This window comes from Moraxella boevrei DSM 14165 (assembly GCF_000379845.1).
In the GTDB taxonomy this organism is placed as follows: domain Bacteria; phylum Pseudomonadota; class Gammaproteobacteria; order Pseudomonadales; family Moraxellaceae; genus Faucicola; species Faucicola boevrei.
The window spans coordinates 146,310-164,360 of the sequence record NZ_KB903771.1; the positions used below are offsets into that span (position 1 = coordinate 146,310).

Consider the following 18,051-nt stretch of genomic DNA (forward strand, 5'->3'; position numbering starts at 1 on the left):
TTTAAAACATTTTTAAAATGGATAAAATCAATGTTTTTGTTTAACAAAATCCGCTTATCAACCACCGCCAATCAGCGAACAAGCCTTTCTAATCAAAGCCCCATTTATCGGCAAGCGGTGGCATTAGCCGTGGTTTGGCTGATATTATTGGCAGGATTTTTGTTGGCAAATTATCCCGATCAAAGCAAATTACAGCGTTATGCTTTAGAATTATCCAGTTTTACGGATAATATTGTTAAACCAGACTTATTAAAAAAGCATTGTGGTGATAATGTTAATCAGCTTATTTATGAGCATCGGCATGACAGTCAACTTGGTCTAGAGCAAGCCTGCCAAAACTTAAGCCATACCCAAAATCAACTCAAAACCGAAAGTATTCAACAACTAAAACAACTCCAGTCCCAGTTAGCAACCACTTGGCAACACCAACGCCGTGAACAACGCCAAACCGATCTTGTTCGTAACGAAACAGGGATTGAGCTTGGTAGGGATTACGTCAATAGCCGTCAAACGTGGTTACATTTAAATAAAAACGGACAACTTGATAGTATTAATCAACTATTCTCGGTAAAAACCGATAATTTTAGCCCAGCCTTACAACAAAGTTGGGCATTGTCGCTGATGGCAGTGGCAGACGGCAATCGGCGGTTTTTGTATAGCCAATTATTTGCCAGCCAACCCACTCTTGCCAAACTTTTAAACCAAACTGCTAGCGATGTGGCGTTGGTATACGAAGCCAATCGCAATCAACAAAAAGCCCTGCAAGCCAATCAACTATTGGCAACCTTTGGTACAATCAATCAGCTTGGTATGTTACCACAACTTTTTATCTGGTCGTGGGTGGCGTTTGTTTTATTGGCATTACCGACATGGTTAACACCAAAACGCTCATTTTTTGCGGTGGGTAATAGCCATTCTGCTACTTTGCAAAATGCGGATATCACAAGCCTAATCACTCACCCAGTCAGCCAAATCGCATGGGCAAGTATCGCATGGGGTGCGGTGATGGTCTTTGTCAGTCATGGGCTGATTTTACCGATAAAAGTCGGCTTGATGCTGGCGTGTGGTGGGCTTTTATGGGGATTACTTTGTGTATTTTCGCCGTTAAAATCGCTGTTAATACGTTATCCTGATAACCGAGAAATTCTGACATCGGCGTGGATTTATCCGTTATTTGTCGGTATTTCGGTATTTGGTTTGTTGATTTTGTTTGATTTAAGTACTCGCAGTTATTTGCCGTTACGTTATATTTTCTTAAATCATTTTAAAGATTTATTTTGGTGTTTTGTGTTTATCAGTTTGGCACGTCCTTTTGCCATGCTGTTTGGTGCGTTGGTCAAAAAATTGGTCATCGGTAATCTGTTACACTTTTTTTGGGCAAATGCAAAAAGTCAACAACGTTTAGCAAAAATATGGTTAGCACTGTTAAGCGTTGGTTTTTTGGCAGTGGCGGTGTGGATGAAAAGCGACCCTGCCAAAGTCGCTGAATGGGCAAAATTGTGGTTATTGGTATTTTTAGCGGTGTTTTTGGCAATCAATCAACGCCGACTTTTGCAACAGTTGCTATTTTCACCCAAAAAAATTCGGCAAAAACCAAAAATGCCGTTGCTATTGCTGTTTTCGCTGTTGGTACCGATGCTAGCTTTGTTTATCGCTGATGAAAAAGGCACGATTTTGGTGTTATTGTTTGTCATGACGTTTTTATTGGGTGTGGCATTGTCCAACAAAATTTTTCAAATGGGGGGACGTGGGGCATGGCTTGGTGTCTTGTCAAGTACGGCTATTTTGTTGATTTTGTTAATGATTTTGGTAAACTTGAGTGGCTTTAATGACCGTACCGCCGAACGGGTCAGTGCGTGGATAAATCCCTTTATCGCGACCAATGACCAAATGGCGATTTTACATTGGTTTCGTCAAAGCATTCCAAACTTTGGTTATGGTTTCGGTGATATTCCGTGGTGTGGCTACCAGTTGACAGGTTGCCAAGGCGTGCCGATGCAAATGCAGAGTGATTATACGGTAACATCGGTAATGGCAGTCGTGGGAGTATTTCCTGCGGTGGGGCTGTTAGCGGTGTATGTGGCGTGGCTGTTGGCAGTGGCTTTTGGACAGTTGGCATACGCCAATGAACAGATGAAAACTCGCTTGTTAACCAGTCATTATTTTTTGTTAAGTTGGGTGGTATTGGTGTGGGTAGTGGTAACGTTATTTCAAGCCTTAGTCACCATTTCAGGCAATTTGGGAATGTTGCCATTAACAGGCGTTACCTTGCCTTTTGTCAGTTATGGCACCAGTAATTTGTGGTTAAACACCTTAATGTTAAGTTTGGCATTATATCAGCCAAAATTGGTATTAAACCCCGATTAATAAATGGTAAATGGCAAATCATAAAACAGGATAAAGTATGCAAAATCATCAGCCCAATCAACATTTTCGCCTAAGTCAAACCTTGTACCGTACCATTTTAACCAATTTACAGATTATCTTAACGGTATTTTTAATGGGTATTATTATTTGGCTTGGTTGGTATTTGTTACCGATGACTGCCAGTAACAATACTTATAATGCCGAAAACTACGAAAACGCCCTAAATATCGTGGTACAAAATGTGGTGTTTGCCAAAGATGCCAATCCAATCAGTTCAACCACAGATGTAACCAATGATAAATCCAATCAATTTTTGGCGAACTGTGCCTTTGTTAAACCCAAAAATCAAGCCCGTTATCAAGCATCAATTGAGCAAATTAATCAAAAACTTAGCCAGCTTTTTCAACAAAAACAACTGGCAAATCATTATGCGATTCATGTCAATGCTTTGTGGCAAAAAGCCTGTGAACAACAAATTAGCGAAAAAGCCATGGCATTTGCCCTAAAAAAATTGGATAGCCCACAAAACTTACAAAGCCTACAATGGCTAGAACAAATGCCCAATCGTAACAACCGCCGTGATACCAGTTTGGCACGTTTGCCGAATAATTGGCTCACACAAACTAATCCGTGGTATGGTTTATCAGGTTGTGTGTATTTAAAAACCAACAAAACTGCGGATAATCAGACGGGTTTTGTCTATATAGATACCTATGCCAATCATGAAGATAATATTAACAAAGGTTTAATGCAACTTTGCAATCATCCCGAGCTTGTGCCAATGTCGGTAAAAAATAATCCCATTAATCAACCGCTGATTGCCAATCACAGTCAAAATCCGTTTGTCAATATTATCAATTCACAAACATGGCTAAACGCCTTACAACAACGCCAAACTGATAAACCTGAACAGCTTATTCCACCGAGTATTGACGGACAAATTGCCTTGCCACAAAATTTAAGCATGATGTATCGTGGGCTTGCCAATATCCATGCTCAGTATTTTGACAAACAATTATTGGACGCTTACCAAAATTATCAGCAAAAATACGATACGAGAAATTGGTGGCAAAGACTCACCGCACCACCCATTAATAGCATTGAAATAGACGGTGCAGATATCAAAATTGGCTATAATATGCAGTTAACCTTTGAGCCAACCGTGCAAACCCATGCCCAAAATATCGCTGATTGTATGACCAATAGCCCCAATGTAAGCATTGATTGTGGGCAGATTTTATCCAAAAATTTGCAACAACAAGCCAATCAAATGTACGAGAACGCCTTGGTGCGTAGTATTGGCATTGCGGTGATTGATGTCAAAACCCAAGGCATATTAGCATTGGCAAGCAGTGAATCAAGCTGTTATCGGCAGGATAATGGTGACACACGCATTGGTGCAAAAGGTTGTCCAACCCTTTGGCAAAAAGACTGGAGCAAACAGGCATTAAATAATCATGCTTTGTACCAAACAGTTTACCCCGGCTCTATCGTCAAAACCGTGCAAGCACTTGGGCTAGTGCGTGCCAATCCACGCCTAAAAAATCAAAACTCCACCGAATTTAACTATTTAAAACAAGTCATGGCAAGCTCATCAACCGAACGTGTGGCAAATTTTTTGTTTTGTGAAAAAACTACTAGCAATATGACGTTGGCACGGGATAACAATGGGATTTGTCAAGGTATTCCTGCCTTTAAAAAAGCCAGTGATGACATGGGCTGGAGTGCCAATTGTTTGGAAAACTCACCGCATTGTGGCTTTAAAGATTTATTATTTGGCAAAAATTTTAATAGCGACCCCATGCTTCAAAGTCGTTATTTTAGCGGAATATTATTGACCGATAGTAACCAAGATTATACCGCCAAACAGTTGCAATTTAGCCAAAAAAACGTACAAAGCTGTATTCGTGGCAATGGTGGGCGAATGACGGGGGCTTGCCGACAAGGGGGCGATACCCTAAATGCGGTGATGAACCAAGTATTTGGGGCAGGCAATGCCAAAACATCGGTACTTGGGGCAAGTGATATGTTTGCTAATTTACTCATTGCAGATAATGGTGACAAACAGCGTCGTGGCGTGCATATCATTGATGATTTGTGGGGGGTGCATCAAATTCCACTCCGCCCAAAAGCGTGGCGTGGTGATGCCCCATCAGCTGAAGTTGACAATCTAGGGCGACTGCCTGTACGGATTAGCCAATCCGACGCTCGAGCCACATTAGGACTGCTATCAGGCACGTTATTATCAGGGACAGGGCTAAGCGGTCGCAATGGCACAGCATATACAGCCTGTACACAGGCGATTGACAACTGTGCATGGACGGCAGGCGTTATCGTGGGCAAAACAGGCACGCCGGGGTTTAATTTTCCAATCAGCAAAAACGGTAAAACCAATTATACCCCACGAGTTACCACCCAAATGGTAGCAAATGCCTGTCATCGTGCGGACGGTAAAGTTAACGCCAATATTTGCCATACGAGACCTTATAAGTGGTTTGTGTATGGGTTAAAAGACAAAAATGGCAAATGGGATAAAGCGGTGGCGGTACTCGTAGAGCGGAATTTTAACCAAAAGACAGGTGTGGTTGACGACCCAACGGACGGCATTAACCGAGCGGTACAAGCAGGTGTCGTGTTGGCAAAACAACTTTATTAATAAGTTATATTAAACGAACCTATCAAGTGGGTTGACTTCCCTAACCCACTAAATTGTAATATTTTATTGATTAATTTGATTAACCGACATAAAAAGCTCAAGATTTTTCATTATCAAAAAACCACCAAATTATGTTAAAATAATCAATTATTTATTCTAATTTGGCAAATTTTATGACAAATACTTCTCAACAAAAATCTATTTTTCCTATCATCATTACCTGTGCAGACGGTTTAGAACAACCGCTTAAGACCGAATTACAAAATCTTGACATCACTGCCGACATCAAACAAACAGGGCGACTTTCTGCGGATTTGACACTTAGCCAAATTTACCAAATCTGCCTATGGTCAAGGGTGGCGTCTCGTGTGTTATTACCACTTGGCAAAAAAAATATCAACACCGAATACGACATTGCCGAACAACTGTACACTTTTGCCAAAAGTATCGCTTGGACAAAGGTTTTTGATGTGAAACAAACCTTTGCCATTCGCCTAAGCCTTGACAAAAGGGTGCAAGCCAACCAACAATTTGCTATGCTCCGTGTCAAAGATGCGATTGCCGACCAATTTAACGAAAAACTTGGCACTCGCCCAAATGTGGACAAAAATCCAGATTTTCACATTTTTGCGACCGTCAATGACAAACAAGCGGAAATTTATCTTGATTTATCAGGGACTTCTTTGCACAGACGTGGCTACCGTGTGGCAATGACCGATGCACCACTCAAGGAGAATTTGGCATCTGCCTTGTTATATAGCGTGGATTTTCATCGTACCGATTATGATGTATTGATTGATCCGATGTGCGGTTCTGGGACTTTGCTCATTGAAGCCTTGTTAATGAAAGCCGATTATGCTGTTGGCTTGGATAAAGCGGACAATCAATTCGGTTTTTATGGGTGGCAACATCACGATGATGAACTTTGGCAAAGTCTGATTGCCGATGCAACGCAACGTTTTCATAGCCAACTTGAACGTATGAGCCAAGGTAAAATGCCTGCGGTATTCGGTTTTGATATGGATGCAAAAGCCGTGCGAGCCACACATAAAAACCTGATGGCATCAGGGCTGACACCAATTATCAACAAAATTACTTTGCAACAACGCTCGCTTGCCACGCTAAATTTGGCATTGAAGAAGCAAGTCAATGGCTGGCAACAACCGCTGATTATCACCAATCCACCCTATGGCGAGCGTTTGGGCGAAGAAGAGCTGATTAAACCGCTATATCAAGGGTTTGGCAAGCGGTTACAACAGCTATTTGCCAATAGTACCGCCCCTGTAATACTGGGCGTGTTGGCGTCCAAAGTAGAGCAAGCCGATACCTTGCCGATTGTTGAACCAAAAACGTTGCGTTGTCACAATGGGGCGATTACTGTGTATTTTAGACAAGGTTTACTCAATAAAACATCAGAGAAATCACTGATTGAACGCTTTGAAAAACGTGAAATTCAAGTAGAAGAAGGTCAGGACTTCATCAATCGTTTGCAAAAAAACTTGGGTAATTTAAAAAAATTAGCCAAAAAACAACAGGTTACTAACCTGCGTGTGTATGATGCCGATTTGCCTGATTTTAAAGTAGCGGTGGATATTTATGGTAATTTTGTCCATGTGCAAGAATATTTTGCCCCAAAATCCATTCCACCTGAAACTGCCAAAAAACGCTTTAATCTAGCCTTACACGGTATCCGAGAAGTGTTGCAAGCCAATCGTGAACAAGTGTTTATCAAAACTCGAGCCAAACAATCGGGCAACGAACAATACGAGAAAAAAGGTAACATTGGCAAGTTTTATGTGGTCAGCGAGCCGACCGCTCACAACCAACAAGCGTTATTTTTCACCAATTTTACCGATTATTTGGACACAGGCTTGTTCCTTGACCACCGCAGTATGCGAAAAATTATCGCTGAAAATGCACGTGGTAAAAACGTGTTAAACCTGTTTGCTTATACCTGTACGGCGAGCGTTCATGCAGGTCTGGGCGGTGCAAAATCGGTAACGAGCGTAGATTTGTCGCAAAATTATTTGGATTGGGGACGTAAAAATTTTTCGTTAAATGGTTTACCAGAGTTGCCAAATTATCAATTTATCGCTCACGATGTATTTGACTGGATTAAACAAAATACCGAGCAATATGACGTGATTTTTATTGATCCACCGACTTTTTCCAATTCCAAAAAGTTTCACGGTACGTTTGACGTTCAGCGAGACCACGTCGCCTTGATTAACCGAGCGATGAACCGCTTGACGACTGACGGGGTGCTGTATTTTTCTAATAATTTTACCAAATTTGAATTGGACAAACAGATAAGCGAGCGATATTCAGTGGTGGAGATAACGGCTCAAACTATCGGTTTTGATTATGACCTTAAAAAGCCCATTCATCAATCTTGGGCAATTTATCATAAACAAATCAACAAAAATGCGGTAAAATAAGCGTAAATCCAGTTGGTTTATAAGGAATTCGGTATGAATTTGATTGATGTGTTGACCCAAAGTCATAAAAATATCCGTGAGTTGGGTGAAAAATTGGCAAATAGTACAGAGTCAACAGAGCAATTAGCATTGTTTAACGAACTTTGGCAACAGTTTTTTTCTCATGAACATGCCGAAGAGCAAATCGCCTTTCAATTAATGGCAAAAAAAGATATTAAAAATGAGCAATTTACTGATAAAGCGTTAAAATATGCGGTGGATGAGCATCATTATTTTGAGCAATTTGTGGAAAATATTGCGTTATTGCCACACGATAACCCACAGCGTTATAAGTTAATGCAAGAGTTGGTGTTGCAGTTAGATAGCCACATGAAGCATGAAGAAGCGTACATTTTTCCACGCCTGAATGACCAACTCAATGCCGAACAAAATGAACGACTGGTTGGTGAATATTTGCAAGCGTTAAGTCATTTTAAGGCGAAAAAGATAGGTTATGATAAGCGTTGTTACAAATTTAGTTGAATTGGGTGAGTTAGCTTATCACCAGCCCACCCTACCGCTTATTTAAAAATCTAGCCCTAAAAATCTACAAAAGTCGGCTAATATCATTACTAATCGCTAACAGCATAAATGCCCCCATGAGTATCATGCCGATGTTTAGCCCTACGATTTGCACTTGTTCGGACAACGGTTTGCCACGGATAAGCTCAATGGTGTAATATACCAAATGCCCACCGTCCAACACAGGAATGGGCAACAAATTCATCACCGCAAGGCTTAGGCTAATAATCGCCATAAACGATAGCACCGCTTGCCAGCCCATGTTTACGCTCTGATTGGCGACTTTGGCAATGGTAATCGGGCCTGAAATATTGTCTAGTCCAATCAATCCTGTTACCATTTTTCCCATAGATTTTACCGTCATCACACTTAAATCATAGGTACGATTTAACGCTTGGTGCATGGCAGGTAGTGGGGCATACACCACGGTTTTTTTGTACGCGTCAGGGATATGGACTTCGCTACGCTTCACCCCTGCCCCAATTTGCCCGTATTCATGCCCCATATTGTCTTTGACAACTTGTGGAATGATGTCTAATGTAACGGTTTTATCGGCTCGCAATACGTTAACCGTCAACATTTTTTCAGGATTTTCCCGAATAATTTGGCTAAAATTTATCCAATCGCTAATCGGCTGATTATTTACCGACAAAATTTTATCATTTGGTTGCAATCCTTGCCGTTTTGCAGGGCTATTTTCGCCAATTTCACCAACAATCGGCTTGATATGCGGTTGCCATGGTAAAATCCCTAGACTTTCTAGACTATCCACAGGTTTGCCATCGCTTTTCATAAAGTTAGTAATCGGTAATTGGTGCGAAAACGTGCCATCGGTATTTTGTACAGTAACTTTAATATTGCCGGTTTCGCCCATTCTGTCTGCCAACGCATAGGTAATCGCTTGCCATGTGTTCACCGATTTATTGTCAATGGCCGTAATTTCATCGCCGATTTGTAATGTGGCATGACTGGCAGGGCTGTTGGCAACGATAGAGCCAATTTTTGTTGATAGTTGTTCGCTAGGTGTCATCAATAACAGCCAATACAAAAAAATGGCAATGATAAAATTCATCATCGGTCCTGCCAATATAATGGCGATTTTTTTGAGTGGGTGCTGATTGTTAAATGCCAAATGTTTTTCGTGATGAGCAACGTCACTTTCTCGTTCGTCCAACATTTTGACATAACCACCGAGCGGAACAGCGGAAATGGCGTAGTTAATGCCTGTTTTTTTGCTTGTCCAATGCAGAAGTTTTGGTCCAAAGCCGATAGAGTAAGTCAAAACTTTGACACCGCACAGGCGAGCGACGATATAATGTCCCCATTCATGTAAGGCGACTAGCGGCCCTAAAACCAGAATAGCGGATAACACAATTAACAAAAAATTCATATCAATTCACCCACAAACGCATTCACCTTTTCCCTTGCCAAGTTATCCACCGCCAAAATATCATCAAGCGAATGAATAGCTTGATATTCAATGTTATTTAATACTTTTTCATTAATCTCTGCAATATCCGTCAGGCGGATTTTACCGTCCAAAAACGCCTGTACCGCCACTTCATTACTCGCATTTAACGCAATACACGCATAACTACCTGCTCGCATCGCTTGATACGCCAATGCCAAACATTTGAATTTGGTTAAATCAGGTTTAATAAAACTTAGATTGCTTAGGCTAAATAAATCCAATGTCGTCACGCCACTATCAATGCGTTCAGGATACGCCAACGCATGAGCAATCGGCGTTCGCATATCAGGCGTGCCAAGCTGTGCCAACCAAGAGCCGTCCGCATATTCCACCATAGAATGCACGATGCTTTGCGGGTGCATGACCACCTGAATTTTGTCCACAGGCATATTAAACAGATAGCTGGCTTCTATCAATTCCAAACCTTTGTTCATCATGGTTGATGAGTCCACCGAGATTTTTTGTCCCATAGACCAGTTGGGGTGTTTTACGGCTTGGGCAATGCTTGCATTTTGCATTTGTTCATAACTTTTATCCAAAAACGCCCCACCAGATGCGGTCAGCCATAACTGCTTGATACCGTTTTTTGGCTCGTGAATGGCTTGATGGTTTTGCTGAACATGCGTCGGTAAACATTGAAAAATCGCATTGTGTTCGCTGTCTAATGGCAACAAGGTCGCTCCAGAACGAGCTACTTCTTGCATCATCAACTCGCCTGCCATGACAAGGGCTTCTTTGTTGGCAAGTAGTACGGTTTTGCCTGCTTTTACTGCCGACAAGGTGGACGACAAGCCTGCCGAACCGACAATAGACGCTACGACCACATCCACGTCATCTAGGCTTGCCAATGTGTCTAAGCCGTGAGAACCTGACAAAACTTCACAATCTAAATTGGCATTTTTTAATAAAGATTGAAATGCGTCCACTTTATCAGACGGCACACTGACAAATTTTGGTTGAAATTTTTGGCAAAGTTGTAACAATTTTTGCAAACGTGAAAAACCTGATAAACCTACAACTTGATAACGTTCAGGGTGCTTAACGATAACGGATAACGTGCTATCGCCAATTGAACCTGTCGCACCGAGAATGGCAATGCGTTTTTTCATAATTTATTCCCTATTATTCAACGGCATTATGTTTAAACCGTCGTATCCGATTGCTTGGTTTTTTTCTGATTTTTTTTGACAACTTTCATCGCAATATGATTTTTGGTTTCATCATCATTTATCATCGTTACCGCCACCGTACCGCCATTTACCAAATCACCAAATAACAACATTTCTGCCAATGGTTTTTTGATTTCATCTTGAATAAGACGACTCATCGGTCTTGCCCCCATCAGGCGATCGTAGCCTTTGTGTGCCAAATACGTCCGCACATGGTCATCAATTTCCAAAACAACTTGTTTATCATCAAGCTGGGCTTGTAATTCTGTTAAGAATTTATCCACAACTGACTCAATCACTGACGTGTCTAACGGATTAAAATGAATAATTGCGTCTAAGCGATTGCGAAACTCTGGGCTAAACACCTGTTTCATCGCTTCGCCATTGTCTCGACTGTGGTCTTGTTGGGTAAAGCCCATACTATTTCGGCTAATGCTATCAGCACCGACATTGGTGGTCATGATTAAAATCACTTGTTTAAAACTTGACGTGCGTCCGTTATTATCAGTCAATGAACCATGATCCATGATCTGTAACAACAGATTAAACACATCAGGATGTGCCTTTTCAATCTCATCTAACAACAGTACGCAATGCGGAAATTGTTTGATTTTTTCGGTTAACAATCCGCCTTGCTCAAAACCAACATAACCTGGGGGAGCTCCAATCAAGCGAGATGCGGTATGGGCTTCCATATATTCGGACATATCAAAATGGATTAACTCAATACCCAATAAATTGGCAAGTTGTCGGCTCACTTCGGTTTTGCCCACCCCTGTTGGCCCTGCAAACATAAATGAGCCAATCGGTTTGTTATCAGGTTTTAGCCCTGCTCGGGATAATTTAATCGCATCTACCAAAGTGTTAATCGCCTCATCTTGTCCAAAGACGAGATGTTTTAGATTGGTTTCAAGGTTTTTTAAGGTTTCTTTATCATCACTAGAAACCGTTTTTTCAGGGATACGGGCAATTTTGGCAATGATTTTTTCAATGTCTGCCACGTCAATCATCGGCATTTGCTCGGTTGCTTCCGTTTTTACCATCTTATCATGGTTGTTTGTCATTTGTGCTGGATTGTTTTGCAAACGAATAAATGCCCCTGCTTCGTCAATCACGTCAATGGCTTTATCAGGTAAAAAACGCTCATGAATGTGTTTGACCGATAAATGAACCGCTGTTTTTAAGGCATCATCAGTATATTTAACATGGTGAAATTGTTCATAATGGGATTTTAAGCCATGCAAAATTGCAATAGTATCATCAATACTGGGTTCATTGACATCAATTTTTTGAAAACGGCGAGTTAGAGCGTGGTCTTTTTCAAACACTTGACGGTATTCCACAAAGGTGGTTGAGCCGATACAACGCAACATGCCGTTTGCCAATGCAGGTTTTAGCAAGTTTGAGACGTCCATGGTACTGTTCATAGACGAGCCTGCCCCGATAATCATATGAATTTCGTCAATAAACAAAATCGCATTGGGTTTGTCTTTTAATTCATCAAGCAAGGCTTTAATACGTTTTTCAAAATCACCACGGAATTTCGTCCCTGCAATCAACGCACCGATATCAAGGGCAAATACTTCACAGCCTTGTAGCGGTTTTGGGGCTTTATTATTAACAATCAGCCACGCCAAGCCTTCAGCAATGGACGTTTTACCAACCCCTGGGTCACCGACTAACAGCGGATTATTTTTACGACGACGGCATAAAATTTGGGCAGTGCGGTCAATTTCGGCTTGGCGTCCAATTAATGGATCGGTATTGCCTTGGCGGGCTTTTTCGTTCAAGTTTTGCGTGTATTGCGACAGAGCAGATTTGCCCACGTGTTTGGATTTGCCACGTGGCATTTGCACATCGTCATCGCTTTGTTCAGGCGTTTGCCCACCATGCGATAAATATTGGGTCAACTCTAGGCGAGTAATGCCTTGTTTTTTTAACAGATATACCGCATAAGCATCATTTTCAGCAAACATAGACACCAACAAATCCGCCCCTTCTACCAAGCGTGGCGTACTGCTCGCCTGCACATGAAACACCGCTCGCTGAATGGTACGGTCAAAACCACGGGTATGCTGTGGTATATGGCGAAGACCTTTAATCGTTGCCACATTTTCGGCGATATATTTGGTTAATTCTTGTTCCAACACGTCTAAGTCCGCCTTGCACGCCACCAAACATTCAATCGCACTTTCATTATTATCAATCAAACTGAGCAATAAATGCTCAAGCGTCACATACTCGTGTTGTTGCTCCGATGCGGACAGTAACATTTGTTGTAAATCTTTTTGTAACGTCAAACTAATCATTGATTTTCCTTCGCAAAAAATAGCGTAAATTATTTATCAATATAAGGCTTAACTCGGTGTAAATCAAGGTGATTTTGGTGGGATAATTGCGACTGTAAATAAAAATAACCACCAAATAAAAAAGCACCAACAGTTGATGCCTTTATCTAAAAAAACTTTTAAAAAATCTTAAATTAATACGGCTCTGCCAACGTCAATAGCGGATAACCTGCTTGCCGAGCGGTTTCATTCACCGCATGGGATTTGGTTTCAGCGATATCTCGTGAATAAACGCCAGCCACGCCACGTCCATCATGGTGTACGGCTAACATGACTTCCACCGCCTTATCCACCGACATTTGAAACTGTTCTTGCAACACCTCTACCACAAAATCCATCGGCGTATAATCATCGTTATAAAGCACCACCGCAAAACGTTGTGGCTCGTCAAGCTCTGTGTCTGGGTCGGCTAACAGCACATCGTCACCTTGCTCTTTCTCGCCGTCATCGTCCAAATGACAAGTTGGACAAACTGTTGGCAAAATAGTGGGTGAAAAAATTGACAAAGTTTCGCTATTTTTATTAAAGTTTTTAGCAAAATTATTCGTAAAATTATCCAAGGTATTTTTCATCATTATTTAAAATTCAATTAAAAAATTTTAATAAGTTTATCTTATTGAGCTTCTTGCTCGGCATCTTGTTTGGCTTGTTTTTCTGCTTCAATCGCTGAAATTGGACGTTTGTCCGACTCAGGTGACTCTTCTAGCGAATAGGGCATATCGGTGACAGGTTGCCCATATTGCCAATCATAAATCTGCTCGAGGGTTTGCCCACCTGCCGATAGCTCAAGTTTGACTTGTTTTGGGGTAAAATCTTTTGGCATCAAAAACCGTCCACGGATTAATGCCACGCCATTAATCCCATAATTTTTCGGTTCAATCGGTACTTCCACCATGTTGACATCGTCAAGCAAGGTTAATTTTGGGGTTAGCAAACGTTCTTTATTATTGGCATCCACCATACCAATATCAAAGCGGTATTCATAGGCATCTTCGGGCAATGGAACGATTTTTGCCCCGATAATTTGCAAACCAATGCCACCTTTTTTGGCAAGACTTTCGGTCAAAAAGGCTTGCCCTTCTTTTAATTGCAAATTGGTTACGTTTAACGCATGCATATCTTCACGCAATTTTTCCAAATTTGCCAAACTAATATCACGTTCTTGTTGAGCGGTACTGATTTGACTTTGCAAGGTATCGACTTTGAGTTTTAGGGCTTTGACATTACGGATTGATACTTCTTCGCCGTTGGTGGCTTGTTTGACTTGTTCAGCATTATAACTTACGCCACGGCTATAGCCGATTTTTTGCCCAAAAATCAGCCCCATGACCGCCACTAACACCAAACTTGCCACGAACGCCAACAGCACACCTGACATATTAAGTGAGTTTTTTGCTTTTTTACTTAGCATAGGCTTATCAATACTAGCATTATCTGGCGTAATGGGGGGATGATTTTCATTCGGCTCAACCATACAATTACTCAAAACCAATCAAGGATAAAATTAACTGCACATTATAACCAATATTAACATTGAAAACAGCTTTATTTATCTATTTAATGCGATGATTTGTCATTTTTTTTACAGTTTTTTGCCAAAATTTGACTCAAAAATCATTCAAATGCCAAGTTTGGCAATCATTTCATTGATAAAAAATTTTCAAAGCCCACACCGTTTAAGCTATAATACGCATATTTTTTAGCTTTTTAAAATTTTTACAAGGCAATTTTATGACGACAACATCACAAACCGACATCACAAACCGACAACCAAAATCAGAACCACAGCAAGATGCTTGCCAAGCATTAATGAATGAAAATTCTGAAGATTTAGATGAAAATTACTTAAATGAAACTGAAAAACATCCACTTGATGATGACATCAAATCGGCTCGTTTTCGCAAATTACAAAAGAAAATCCGCCGTCAAGTATCGCACGCCATTCATGATTATAAAATGATAGAAGATGGCGATGTGGTCATGGTGTGTATTTCTGGTGGTAAAGACAGCTTTACGCTACTAGATATGTTATTGTTTTTGAAGAAAATTGCACCGATTAATTTTGACGTGGTAGCGGTCAATCTTGACCAAAAACAACCAAATTTCCCTGAAGATATTTTGCCAAATTATCTGAGCCAACACCAAATACCCTACTACATTTTGGAAAAAGATACCTATAGTATCGTAAAAAGCATTGTACCTGAAGGCAAGATCTATTGCTCGGCGTGTTCTCGCCTACGTCGTGGCTCGTTGTACGGTTTTGCCAAACAAATCGGTGCGAGCAAAATCGCCCTTGGACATCATCGAGATGACATCATGGCGACTTTTTTCTTGAATTTATTTCATGGCGGTAGCCTAAAAGCCATGCCACCAAAATTGCTGTCTGACGATGAACAAAACGTGCTAATCCGTCCACTCGCCTATGTAGAAGAAAAAGACATCATCAAATACGCCAACTACAAACAATTTCCGATTATTCCGTGTAATCTGTGTGGCAGTCAAGAAAATCTACAACGTGCCATGATAAACGAAATGTTACGAGAGTGGGACAAACAGTACCCAAACCGTTTAAATTCGATTTTTGGGGCGTTACAAAATGTTGCTCCATCGCAGTTGGCGGATAGAAGTTTGTTTGATTTTGAAAATTTGACGTTAAATCGTAACGATTTGCCAAGCGTGTTTGAAGGCGAAAATATTCAAGCAGGACAAATCAGCGAAAGTTTGCAACAAAAAGGCGTGCCACCCGCCCCACAAGTCCAAACCTTTGACCCCAATAATCCTGAACACGTCAAAAAAGTGGCGAAATTAAACAAAATTCCAACCATAAATCCATTAGTTTGATAAATCAATGAAATTTCAAAAACTTCTCTTACTTGTTATTTTGTCAAGTGGTTCATTGCCTATATTCGCCAATGAACCACCCTTGACGGCTACAGCCATTCTTCATTCAACGCAACAGCCAACTGAAAAAAATCAAATGATACTTGCAGAATGGAACGCTTTTTCAGCATTTATGATGCAACAAAAAACCAACATACACAAAAAAAGTTTGATTTTTTAGAAGAACATAAAGAATTAACTAGCGATGAATTATATAAGGCTTTTCTAAAATTTCAGCTCGGTGAAATACAAATTGTTAAACAAGAATTAAGCCAACTTACCTTCATTACACAAGAAGTTCAAGACTTACCACAGGCGATGTTAAAGATTTATGATAAACAAATTTTGTTCAACCAAACAATAATGCAAATCGGCTATAAAACAAGTAAAACCGACCAGAAAATGCAACAAATCTATCATGAAATCAATGAGTTAATGACAGATTTTTATCATAAAATAAATGCGATTATTTTGTTGAATAATCAATAAAGCTGTAATAGTTTTGGCTGATTATCTAAAATTTTTAACAGTGTTTGTGCTGGACCTGTCGGCTTAGTACGACCTTGCTCCCAATTTTGCAAGGTCTTATGGCTAATATGCAAAGAATGAGCAAACTCTTGTTGACTTAGACCTGTTTTTGCCCGAATTTTTTTTACATCTGGTAACTCACGGACAAACACCCTAGACGGCTGTTTTTCGCCTTTGGTAATCTCAATCGCTTCATTCAAAGACATCACAATTTCATCAAATAATGCTTTGTCCATCTTTTAGCTCCTGTTTTAGCTGTTCAATTAACTTTTTAAATACTGCTTTTTCGGCATTGGTAAGGCTGTCTTTTTTAGATTTTGGATAAACGGCAATCATATAAATTCTGCCATGTTCATCTGTATAATAGTACAAAATACGCACACCACCGCTTTTGCCTTGCGTTAATCCAAAACGTATTTTTCGTAATCCGCCTGTGCCTTGTATCAAGTCGCCTTTTGTGGGGTTGAGCATTAAGTCGTCTTGTATTTTGCCATATTCCTCATCGGTAAATAAGGTTGTAATGGCTTTTGTAAAAAAGCTAGTTTCAATAAAAGTTAACAAAATCATAAATCCCCCTAAAATTATATTTTATACGCTATTAACGTACAAATCAACCGCTATCTTGTATGCCACACAAAATTAAATGATAACAAACACATTAAAATGCTATAATAAAAATCAACTTTTCTAGCCAATCAAATAATTCAGCCAATGCTCACCAAAATTGCCAATGCTCGCTCGCACCTTGCCCAACGCATCGCCCAATTACCCTATTTTACAGTGCTTGGCGGTGTAGCGATACTGGCGTCGTTGTTTTGTATTACGGGGCTTTTGCCGAAGAATTTATACACAGGCTTGACAGTTTTTTTAACGCCATTGGTTGCCACCATGTGGTTACGCCTTAATCAGCGTGGCAATTCGGTTATTTTGGCAAGTTTAAGTTTGGTGGTTTGGTGTGGTGTGCTGATGTTTTTTGACTATGCCAAATCGGGGGAGTTAACGTGGCTGTTCCATGCAACAGAAATATTTTTTCGGCTCGTTGCGGTATTTGTGTGTTTTTTGGTGTGCTTCTTGGTGGTAGAATTTGCCAACAATGCCAATAACAAAACGGCAAAACCGTATTTTTTTATACCGATTGCGATATTATGTGCGGTGTTGTTGCAAGGCTTGTTATCTAGGGTTGTGATTTTTGGGTTAAGCGTGGCGGTGATTTTTTGGGCGGTGCGTTGGTTGATGACAGGACGAGATAGCCGAGCGATTAGATTAAACATTTTGGCAAGTTTGATTATCATTTTTGGCTTAAATTATTATATTGATCATATAAACAATCAAACCCAACAACAAGCCAACATCATCGCCAACAAAATTAGCCATTATCACAAACAGCATCAAAAATTTCCTGATGAAAGTTGGCTAAATTTACCAGCATCTAGCCAAATTCGCTATTATCCGCTTTATAAAAATCAAGATTGCGACCCTAGATTTAACAAAATACCCATGACGTTGCCACAATGTCAAACCGAAGCCAAAAATGCAAGATTATATTACCAAGCCTATCAAGACCCTTATTGTCAAGCAGATTTTGACTTTGCCAATCAAACATGGGGCAAGCAAGAATGTCATGATTGATGAT

General features: G+C 40.4%; 14 protein-coding genes. 7 read left to right on the top strand and 7 right to left on the bottom strand.

The annotated features are described in order from the left end of the window. The first annotated feature begins 30 nt into the window (after nt 1-30). The 4 genes from A3G3_RS0101925 (at nt 31) to A3G3_RS13905 (ending at nt 7,983) form a co-directional block, all read left to right on the top strand. Entirely contained in the window at nt 31-2,367 is a 2,337-nt protein-coding gene (locus tag A3G3_RS0101925) for an FtsW/RodA/SpoVE family cell cycle protein (protein WP_019518861.1), read from the top strand. A gap of 37 nt (nt 2,368-2,404) precedes the next feature. Continuing rightward, a complete protein-coding gene (locus A3G3_RS0101930; RefSeq protein ID WP_019518862.1) occupies nt 2,405-5,023 on the top strand; it encodes a hypothetical protein in 2,619 nt (872 codons plus the stop codon). Nucleotides 5,024-5,196: 173 nt separating this feature from the next. Further along, nucleotides 5,197-7,461: a bifunctional 23S rRNA (guanine(2069)-N(7))-methyltransferase RlmK/23S rRNA (guanine(2445)-N(2))-methyltransferase RlmL gene (gene rlmKL, locus A3G3_RS0101935; RefSeq protein ID WP_019518863.1), complete on the top strand. Its 2,265-nt coding sequence runs from the start codon at nt 5,197-5,199 to the stop codon at nt 7,459-7,461. Nucleotides 7,462-7,494: 33 nt separating this feature from the next. Continuing rightward, on the top strand, nt 7,495-7,983 hold the full coding sequence (locus A3G3_RS13905) for a hemerythrin domain-containing protein (RefSeq protein WP_019518864.1): 489 nt from the start codon (nt 7,495-7,497) through the stop codon (nt 7,981-7,983). 64 nt (nt 7,984-8,047) lie between these two features. Here the strand turns inward: A3G3_RS13905 and rseP are convergent, their stop codons facing one another. From rseP to A3G3_RS0101970, 5 genes are all read right to left on the bottom strand, one after another. Next, complete coding sequence (gene rseP / locus A3G3_RS0101945; protein ID WP_019518865.1) at nt 8,048-9,412, bottom strand: RIP metalloprotease RseP; 1,365 nt, start codon at nt 9,410-9,412, stop codon at nt 8,048-8,050. Beyond that, nucleotides 9,409-10,602 (bottom strand): 1-deoxy-D-xylulose-5-phosphate reductoisomerase, encoded by a 1,194-nt coding sequence (gene ispC, locus A3G3_RS0101950; RefSeq protein WP_019518866.1) that lies wholly within the window; start codon nt 10,600-10,602, stop codon nt 9,409-9,411. Before ispC ends, rseP begins: the two co-directional genes overlap by 4 nt. 32 nt (nt 10,603-10,634) lie before the next feature. Continuing rightward, entirely contained in the window at nt 10,635-12,971 is a 2,337-nt protein-coding gene (gene clpA / locus A3G3_RS0101955) for an ATP-dependent Clp protease ATP-binding subunit ClpA (protein WP_019518867.1), read from the bottom strand. A 173-nt stretch (nt 12,972-13,144) separates the two neighbouring features. Next, nucleotides 13,145-13,585: an ATP-dependent Clp protease adapter ClpS gene (gene clpS / locus A3G3_RS0101965; RefSeq protein WP_019518869.1), complete on the bottom strand. Its 441-nt coding sequence runs from the start codon at nt 13,583-13,585 to the stop codon at nt 13,145-13,147. A gap of 38 nt (nt 13,586-13,623) precedes the next feature. Further along, the gene (locus tag A3G3_RS0101970; protein WP_019518870.1) at nt 13,624-14,484 is read right to left on the bottom strand and encodes a hypothetical protein; all 861 of its coding nucleotides are present in this window, start codon (nt 14,482-14,484) and stop codon (nt 13,624-13,626) included. A 335-nt stretch (nt 14,485-14,819) separates the two neighbouring features. Here A3G3_RS0101970 and ttcA point away from each other — a divergent pair, with 335 nt between their 5' ends. Both ttcA and A3G3_RS0101985 read left to right on the top strand, forming a co-directional pair. Continuing rightward, entirely contained in the window at nt 14,820-15,851 is a 1,032-nt protein-coding gene (gene ttcA / locus A3G3_RS0101980) for a tRNA 2-thiocytidine(32) synthetase TtcA (protein ID WP_228702697.1), read from the top strand. Nucleotides 15,852-16,001: 150 nt separating this feature from the next. Next, complete coding sequence (locus A3G3_RS0101985) at nt 16,002-16,379, top strand: hypothetical protein (RefSeq protein ID WP_019518873.1); 378 nt, start codon at nt 16,002-16,004, stop codon at nt 16,377-16,379. Here A3G3_RS0101985 and nadS read toward each other — a convergent pair. Both nadS and A3G3_RS0101995 read right to left on the bottom strand, forming a co-directional pair. Next, nucleotides 16,373-16,654 (bottom strand): NadS family protein, encoded by a 282-nt coding sequence (nadS, locus tag A3G3_RS0101990; RefSeq protein WP_026212789.1) that lies wholly within the window; start codon nt 16,652-16,654, stop codon nt 16,373-16,375. The two genes, A3G3_RS0101985 and nadS, sit on opposite strands and share 7 nt — an antisense overlap. Then, nucleotides 16,635-16,985 (bottom strand): type II toxin-antitoxin system RelE/ParE family toxin, encoded by a 351-nt coding sequence (locus tag A3G3_RS0101995; RefSeq protein ID WP_019518874.1) that lies wholly within the window; start codon nt 16,983-16,985, stop codon nt 16,635-16,637. Before A3G3_RS0101995 ends, nadS begins: the two co-directional genes overlap by 20 nt. A gap of 144 nt (nt 16,986-17,129) precedes the next feature. Here A3G3_RS0101995 and A3G3_RS0102000 point away from each other — a divergent pair, with 144 nt between their 5' ends. Further along, entirely contained in the window at nt 17,130-18,047 is a 918-nt protein-coding gene (locus A3G3_RS0102000; RefSeq protein WP_019518875.1) for a hypothetical protein, read from the top strand. Nucleotides 18,048-18,051 lie beyond the last annotated feature (4 nt).

Coding starts and splice junctions, on each gene's coding strand:
- A3G3_RS0101925 (WP_019518861.1), top strand. CDS start 31: ATGTTTTTGTTTAACAAAATCCGCTTATCAACCACCGCCAATCAGCGA.
- A3G3_RS0101995 (WP_019518874.1), bottom strand. CDS start 16,985: ATGATTTTGTTAACTTTTATTGAAACTAGCTTTTTTACAAAAGCCATT.
- A3G3_RS0101985 (WP_019518873.1), top strand. CDS start 16,002: ATGGAACGCTTTTTCAGCATTTATGATGCAACAAAAAACCAACATACA.
- clpA (WP_019518867.1), bottom strand. CDS start 12,971: ATGATTAGTTTGACGTTACAAAAAGATTTACAACAAATGTTACTGTCC.
- A3G3_RS0101970 (WP_019518870.1), bottom strand. CDS start 14,484: ATGGTTGAGCCGAATGAAAATCATCCCCCCATTACGCCAGATAATGCT.
- ttcA (WP_228702697.1), top strand. CDS start 14,820: ATGAATGAAAATTCTGAAGATTTAGATGAAAATTACTTAAATGAAACT.
- rseP (WP_019518865.1), bottom strand. CDS start 9,412: ATGAATTTTTTGTTAATTGTGTTATCCGCTATTCTGGTTTTAGGGCCG.
- nadS (WP_026212789.1), bottom strand. CDS start 16,654: ATGGACAAAGCATTATTTGATGAAATTGTGATGTCTTTGAATGAAGCG.
- clpS (WP_019518869.1), bottom strand. CDS start 13,585: ATGATGAAAAATACCTTGGATAATTTTACGAATAATTTTGCTAAAAAC.
- A3G3_RS13905 (WP_019518864.1), top strand. CDS start 7,495: ATGAATTTGATTGATGTGTTGACCCAAAGTCATAAAAATATCCGTGAG.
- ispC (WP_019518866.1), bottom strand. CDS start 10,602: ATGAAAAAACGCATTGCCATTCTCGGTGCGACAGGTTCAATTGGCGAT.
- rlmKL (WP_019518863.1), top strand. CDS start 5,197: ATGACAAATACTTCTCAACAAAAATCTATTTTTCCTATCATCATTACC.
- A3G3_RS0102000 (WP_019518875.1), top strand. CDS start 17,130: ATGCTCACCAAAATTGCCAATGCTCGCTCGCACCTTGCCCAACGCATC.
- A3G3_RS0101930 (WP_019518862.1), top strand. CDS start 2,405: ATGCAAAATCATCAGCCCAATCAACATTTTCGCCTAAGTCAAACCTTG.